At 68.6% G+C, this 6,095-nt stretch carries 7 protein-coding genes; 4 read left to right on the top strand and 3 right to left on the bottom strand.

The genetic code is table 11. The features are described from left to right. Window positions 1-766: polysaccharide deacetylase family protein (locus tag PKH97_RS12630; protein ID WP_324387837.1), on the top strand; the 766-nt coding region annotated here is incomplete at its 5' end. Between the two features lie 7 nt (window positions 767-773). On the opposite strand, the gene PKH97_RS12625 is transcribed toward PKH97_RS12630, so the two are convergent. The 3 genes from PKH97_RS12625 to PKH97_RS12615 are packed head-to-tail and all read right to left on the bottom strand — an operon-like array spanning window position 774 to window position 3,764. Further along, window positions 774-1,700, bottom strand: coding sequence for a cation diffusion facilitator family transporter (locus PKH97_RS12625; RefSeq protein ID WP_324387836.1), 927 nt, complete (start codon window positions 1,698-1,700; stop codon window positions 774-776). Window positions 1,701-1,731: 31 nt separating this feature from the next. Further along, window positions 1,732-2,694, bottom strand: a complete 963-nt coding sequence (rarD, locus tag PKH97_RS12620) for an EamA family transporter RarD (RefSeq protein WP_324387835.1) — start codon at window positions 2,692-2,694, stop codon at window positions 1,732-1,734. Further along, window positions 2,691-3,764, bottom strand: coding sequence for a thiamine pyrophosphate-dependent enzyme (locus tag PKH97_RS12615; protein WP_324387838.1), 1,074 nt, complete (start codon window positions 3,762-3,764; stop codon window positions 2,691-2,693). The genes rarD and PKH97_RS12615 overlap by 4 nt, the downstream gene beginning before the upstream one ends. A gap of 155 nt (window positions 3,765-3,919) precedes the next feature. On the opposite strand from PKH97_RS12615, the gene PKH97_RS12610 reads away from it, so the two are divergent. From PKH97_RS12610 to PKH97_RS12600, 3 genes are all read left to right on the top strand, one after another. Continuing rightward, entirely contained in the window at window positions 3,920-4,276 is a 357-nt protein-coding gene (locus PKH97_RS12610) for an NADH-quinone oxidoreductase subunit A (protein ID WP_324387834.1), read from the top strand. Window positions 4,277-4,404: 128 nt separating this feature from the next. After that, window positions 4,405-4,929, top strand: a complete 525-nt coding sequence (locus PKH97_RS12605; RefSeq protein WP_344066283.1) for an NADH-quinone oxidoreductase subunit B family protein — start codon at window positions 4,405-4,407, stop codon at window positions 4,927-4,929. A gap of 256 nt (window positions 4,930-5,185) precedes the next feature. Continuing rightward, on the top strand, window positions 5,186-5,920 hold the full coding sequence (locus tag PKH97_RS12600; RefSeq protein WP_324387832.1) for a hypothetical protein: 735 nt from the start codon (window positions 5,186-5,188) through the stop codon (window positions 5,918-5,920). The last annotated feature ends 175 nt before the right edge of the window (window positions 5,921-6,095 follow it).

The raw sequence follows: 6,095 nt of genomic DNA, 5'->3' as shown, positions 1-6,095 counted from the left end.
GCGGGGGCAGGGGGATTCGGTGACGCCGACGCGGCGCGGGCTGCTAGTCGGGGGTGGGGCCTGCCTGCTCACTGCCGCAGTGGGCGAGACGGCGTCCGCGCGCCAACGCCGGGTGCCGGCGCATACGGACACGACCGACGATCGGCGCCGGGTCGACCCGGACGCCGTCTTTGCCGTCGCAGGTCCGCGCCGGATCGCGCTCACCTTCGACGACGGACCGGACCCGGCCTACACCCCGGCTGTCCTGACGGCGCTGGCCGCGGCCGGTGTGCACGCGACCTTCTTCCTGATCGGTCGCAACGCCGAGCGCTACCCCGATCTGGTCGACGCGATCCGCGCCGGGGGGCACACGATCGGCAATCACACCCACGATCACCTCTGGCTCGATGCGCTCGCCGGCCCCGCCATCGACGCGCAACTGACGACCACCCAGCGCACCCTGGTCACGCTCGGAGCCACGCCCGGGGACCGCTTCCGCCCACCTCGCGGCTGGACAAGCCCGGCCGTCGTGGCGAGCACGGCCGCGGCCGGGCTGCGCTGCTACTACTGGACGCTCTGCCTGGAATCGCGGCTGAAAGACGGTCCGGCCGCCGGCGCCAGGTCCTTGCTCGGTGACCTGGAGTCCGGGGCGATCGTCTTGATGCACGACGGCGGCCACCTCGACGGCCCGAACCCGCAGAGCATCGACCGGTCCCGCACCGTCGCCGCCCTCCCGGCCATCATCGACGGCATCCAGCAACGCGGCTTCACCCCCGTCACGCTCTAGCCGTCGGTCACTCCTGCGTGAAGAGCCCCGCCGGTCGCTCGACGCCCGCCTCATAGGAGCGCGGATCCTCGCGCGGCTCCAAGTGCACCGACATGTCCAGGTCGGGGATCGTCGCGCGCAGGTCGGTCTCGATCTCTTCGGTCAGGTCATGCCCGGCCTGCACCGTCCAGTCGCCGGGCACCGTCACGTGCAGCGATCCGAAGACCTTGTGCCCGGCCTCGCGCGTCCGCAGCCCGTGATAGGCGATCTCGGGGCCCGTATGCCGCGCCAAGACCTCGGTAATCGCGGCCGCGCGTTCGCTGTCGATCGCCTTGTCCATCAGCCCGTCGACGGATTCGCGGATCAGGTGCCAGCCGGTCCAGATGATGTTGCAGCCCACCGCGAAAGCGATGATCGGGTCGAGGCGCTCCCAGTTGGTGAGTGCGACCAGCAGCACTCCCAAAACGACGCCGACCGAGGTCCAAACATCCGTCATCAGGTGCTTGCCGTCGGCCACCAGAGTGATCGAGTTGTGCCGTCGTCCATTGCGCAACAACACCAGCGCGACCAGCCCGTTGACCACAGAGGCACCCACCGAGATCGCCAGGCCGATGCCGACATTCTCCAGCGGCTGCGGGTCGAGGAAGCGTTGGACGGAGGTGTAGAGGATGAAGGTCGCCGCAACAAAGATCATCAGTCCCTCGACGACCGCCGAGAAATACTCCGCCTTCGAATGCCCGAAGTGGTGATCGTCATCCGCCGGTTGCGCGGCCACATGCAGCGCCAACAGGGCCACGAAAGCTGCCACCAGATTGACGATCGACTCCGCGGCGTCCGAAAGCAGGCCCACCGAGCCCGTGAGCAGATAGGCGCCGAATTTCAAGGCGATGGTGACCACGGCCGCCGCGATGGACAGCCAGGCGAACTTCGTCAGATTGGCGCGCGCATCACTCACAGGGACATCCTCGCAAGCCCTTCCTGAGAAATCAGGCTTCCCACGGGTCGGCGGCGGCGATCGCGCGGGCCCGTCGCGCGGTCCGCAGCGAATCGGTCGTCAGAACCACCAGCGCGAGCCAGACGATCCCGAAGCCCACCCAAAGCTTGGGTGTCACCTGCTCGTGCAGCAGCCAGACGCCCACCAGCAACTGCATCACCGGCGTCATGAACTGAATCAGCCCGATCGTCACCAGCGGCACCCGTTGGGCGGCCGCCGCGAAAAGCAGCAGCGGGATCGCGGTGACGACGCCCGACAACGTGAGGAGGGCCGTATGCCCGGTCCCCGCGCCATACGTGCTCTCACCCGAGGGCGCGACGACGATCAGGATGACGATCGCGATCGGGGTCAGGACGGCGGTCTCGGCGAAGAGCGAATGCCACGGCTCCAGACTGACACCGACCCGCTTCTTCAGCAGGCCGTAGAGCCCGAAGGAGGTCGCTAGCGACAGGGCCACCCACGGGAAACTCCCGCCGGCGATGGCGAGATAGGCCGCGGCGAGCGCCCCGATACCGACCGCCAGCCACTGCAGCCGGCGCAGTCGTTCCCCCAGGACGACGACCCCGAGCCCGACGGTGAGGATCGGATTGAGGAAGTAGCCCAACGCCGCCTCGTAGGTGCGCCCCTCCAGCACGGCGAGCACATAGATGACCCAGTTCGCGGCGATGAGGAGGGCCGCCGCGGTCAGACCGAGCGCGAGCGAGCGGTGGCGCAGCACCTGCCTGGCCCAGGCCCAGTCGCGTCGCACGGCGAGAACGACCAGGCACAGCAGCATCGTCCAGACGATCCGGTGGGCAAGGATTTCCCAGGCCCCGGCGGGCTTCAGCGCGTGGAAATAGAGCGGAAAGAGTCCCCAGATGCCATAGGCGAGGAGACCGTATGCCGTGCCCCGCCGCACATGGTCCGCGGCGGTCGCGCCGGGGTTGCCGTCCGCGGCGCCCGCCCCCGGACTCACCCCACGGTCCAGGTGTCCTTGCCGGCGAGCAGGGCCGCGACGTCGCCATCGCCGGCAGGCGCGCCCGCCGTGGCGACGGCCGCGTCGATCTGACCGCGGACCAGGTCGTCATAGGTCGGCCGCTCGACCTGGCGGATGATGCCCATCGGCACGTGCGCCATGCTCGCGTCGTCGAGCCGGCTGATCGCGAACTGCTGCGCCGGATCGGGGTCGTGCGCGTCGTGGACGACGATGGCCGGCGAATCGGCCGGCACCTCGGCCTCGGGGACGAATCCGAGCCGGCCGTCCTCCCCGCGGACGAGGACCTGCCTGCTGCCCTCGGCACCGACCGTGACCGGTGCACCGTGCTCCAAGTGGATCAGCCGCGCCTGCTTCTGGTCGCGGTCCTTGATCGCATCGAAGGCTCCATCGTTGAAGATCGGGCAGTTCTGGTAGATCTCCACCAGCGCCGTCCCGCGGTGCGCGGCCGCCGCGCGCAGGATCGTCGACAGGTGCGCGCGGTCGTTGTCCAGGCTCCGGGCCACGAAGCTCGCTTCGGCGCCGAGCGCGAGCGAGACCGGGTTGAAGGGCGTGTCCGCGGACCCGGCCGGGGTCGACTTGGTGATCTTGCCCTGCTCGGAGGTGGGGGAGTACTGGCCCTTGGTCAGCCCATAGATCCGGTTGTTGAACAGCAGGATCGTCAGGTTGACGTTGCGCCGCAGCGCGTGGATCAGGTGATTGCCGCCGATGGACAGGGCATCGCCGTCACCCGTGACTACCCAGACCGACAGGTCCGGGCGCGCGGTGGCGAGCCCGGTGGCAATCGCCGGCGCCCGGCCGTGGATCGAGTGCATCCCATAGGTGTCGAGGTAGTAGGGGAAGCGCGAGGAGCAGCCGATCCCCGAGACGAAGACGATGTTCTCCTTGCGCAACCCCAGCTCGGGCAGGAAGGACTGCACGGTGTTGAGGATGATGTAGTCCCCGCAGCCGGGGCACCAGCGCACTTCCTGATCGGAGGCGAAGTCCTTCTTGGTCAGCGCGGCGTCGCCCGCGAGCCGCGGGATGCCGTCGAGGCCGTGCGGACGCGGCATACCGAGATCGGTGATGTCGCCGCCGAGGTGCGTTGTGGTGCCGAGTGATGAAGCCATGCCTAGCGATTCTGTAATAGGGGTGCGGGCGGGTGCGTGCGCACACGCCGTGCCATGGTAGGACGCTTGCGCCATAGGCGAGGCTAAGCTTCCACGTCGTGGGCTCGTATGCCGTTGTTGCCGCCGTTCTCGGGGCCGGCGTGCTCCTCTTCGTCGCCGCCATGGTGGCGCGCTGGCTGATGGCGCCGCGCGCGGCCACCCCGATGAAGGTGCGCACCTATGAGTCGGGCGTCGACCCGGTCGGCCGGGACTGGGCGCAAACCCAGGTGCGCTATCTCGCCTATGCCTTCCTTTATGTGATCTTTGCGGTGGACGCCGTCTATCTCTTCCCGTGGGCGCTGGTGGCGCGCACCCATCTCGGGCCGGCGTCCCTGGTGGAGATCGGCGTCTTCATCGGCATCATCCTGATCGGCCTAGCCCACGCGGTCCGACGCGGCCTGCTGACCTGGACGTGAGCAGCTGACCTGACGGTGACAGCGGGCCCGGTCTGCCCACGGTCGGCGCCGTGACTAGGGTGGGCACCATGCCGGTCGATCTGCCTACCCCCCGCGTGGGGCCGGTCGCGGCCTATGCGCCCAAGCCGATGCGAATCGTCTTGAACTGGGGGCGGCGCTATTCGCTGTGGGTGTTCAACTTCGGCCTGGCGTGCTGCGCGATCGAGTTCATCGCCGCCTCGATGGGCCGGCACGATTTTATGCGCCTGGGTGTCATCCCGCTCGCGCCGGGGCCGCGGCAGGCCGACCTGATGATCGTCTCGGGCACGGTCACCGACAAGATGGCCCCCGCCGTCCGGCGTCTGTATGACCAGATGCCCGAGCCGAAGTACGTCATCTCCTTCGGTGCGTGCTCGAACTCCGGCGGCCCCTACTGGGACTCCTACTCGGTGACCAAGGGCGTCGACACGATCATCCCGGTCGACGTCTATGTCCCGGGCTGCCCGCCGCGCCCCGAGGCACTGCTGCACGGCATCCTGAAACTGCAGGAGAAGATCGCCGCCGAGAAGGTGAGCGAGACGGTGCCCCGCCGGTATGCCGGTCATCGCCTCGCGACCCCCGCCGAGTTGACCCGCCCCTTGGTCGCCCCACCTCCCGCTCCGCCCGCCCCCTGATCTCGCGGCCGCCCCCCGTCGAAAGGCCGGTTCAGCCCCGTCGAAAGGCCGGTTCAGGGCTGTCGAGAGGCCGATCCAACCGGCCACTCGACGTGGCTGAACCGGCCACTCGACGGGGGTGAGCCCTTGAGCGGGGCTTGCGCTTCGTCTGGGACAGGCCGGTCACGTGGTGACAGATCGGTGACAGGCCGGCCCCGAAGAGTGTGACCAGCGCGGACAACCGTCCGCCGGACACCATCTCGAGGGGAGAACGACCATGCCGAAAGGCATCATCACCGCGCTCGCGCTGAGCGCATCGCTACTGGCCGGGGGAGCGGGCGCATCGGCCCATGCCGACCAGACGCCCATGCCCACCGACATCGGCGGCGGGATCGGGACGTCGCTGCACGAGAATCACCGCGGCGGCGGCCACCGCAGCTCGCCCTACTTCCGGTCCGCCTTCAACGGCCCGGATGCCGGCTGGCGCAATGTCGTCGGCGCGTGGTCGGTGCGCAATGGCAATCTGCAGGCCATGGGCGCCCCGGGCCGGTTCAGCTCGGTCAAGCACGTCGGGACCTTTGACGACTTCGAGTTCGAGGTCCGGATGAATCGCGTCGGCAATAGCGATGGCAGCGCCCCGAACTGCCTGATCGTGCGCGCCAACCCGAGCCGGGTGGTCAAAGATCTGTGGGCGCCTGGTTACTACTTCTGCTACTCCAACAACGGCAAGGTCCTCGTCGTCGCGGTCGACGCCAGAGGCAACCAGGAGCAGCTGATGCCATGGACTTCGGTCAAGGAGGTCGGCACGGGCGGCGGTTATCGCACCGTCAATGTCATTGCGCTGGAGCACTATTTCGCGTTCTATGTCAACAACACCCCGGTCTTCGAGACCAAGGACGACTTGTCCAGCTTCGGATCGGTCGGCGCCGGGTTCTATGTCGAGCGCGGCAAACGCGGCACGCTGATGATCGACTACGCCAACCTCGGGCCGGTCAAGGCCGCGAAGGGCTGAGTTGACCTCCTGCCGCGCGGTAGGTGGGGTGATCACCCCACCTACTGCGCGGTAGGGAGGACTTCCGAGGCCGGCTAGACGCGGCCGGCTGATCAGCGGGCCGCGCTCGTGACCAGCGCCGCAACGCGCCCGAGATCGAGCGTGCCCGCAAGCACGGCGGCCGCCGGACCGGGCT

The sequence above is a fragment of the Nostocoides sp. genome, from assembly GCF_035343835.1.
Lineage (GTDB): Bacteria > Actinomycetota > Actinomycetes > Actinomycetales > Dermatophilaceae > Nostocoides_A > Nostocoides_A vanveenii.
Note: the sequence above shows the minus strand (reverse complement) of the source record. Positions and strands in the feature narration are given on the sequence as shown.

Excerpts from the sequence above, each read along its gene's own strand:
- PKH97_RS12615 (WP_324387838.1), bottom strand. The coding sequence starts at position 3,764 with ATGCCGCGTCCGCACGGCCTCGACGGCATCCCGCGGCTCGCGGGCGAC.
- PKH97_RS12605 (WP_344066283.1), top strand. The coding sequence starts at position 4,405 with ATGCGAATCGTCTTGAACTGGGGGCGGCGCTATTCGCTGTGGGTGTTC.
- PKH97_RS12600 (WP_324387832.1), top strand. The coding sequence starts at position 5,186 with ATGCCGAAAGGCATCATCACCGCGCTCGCGCTGAGCGCATCGCTACTG.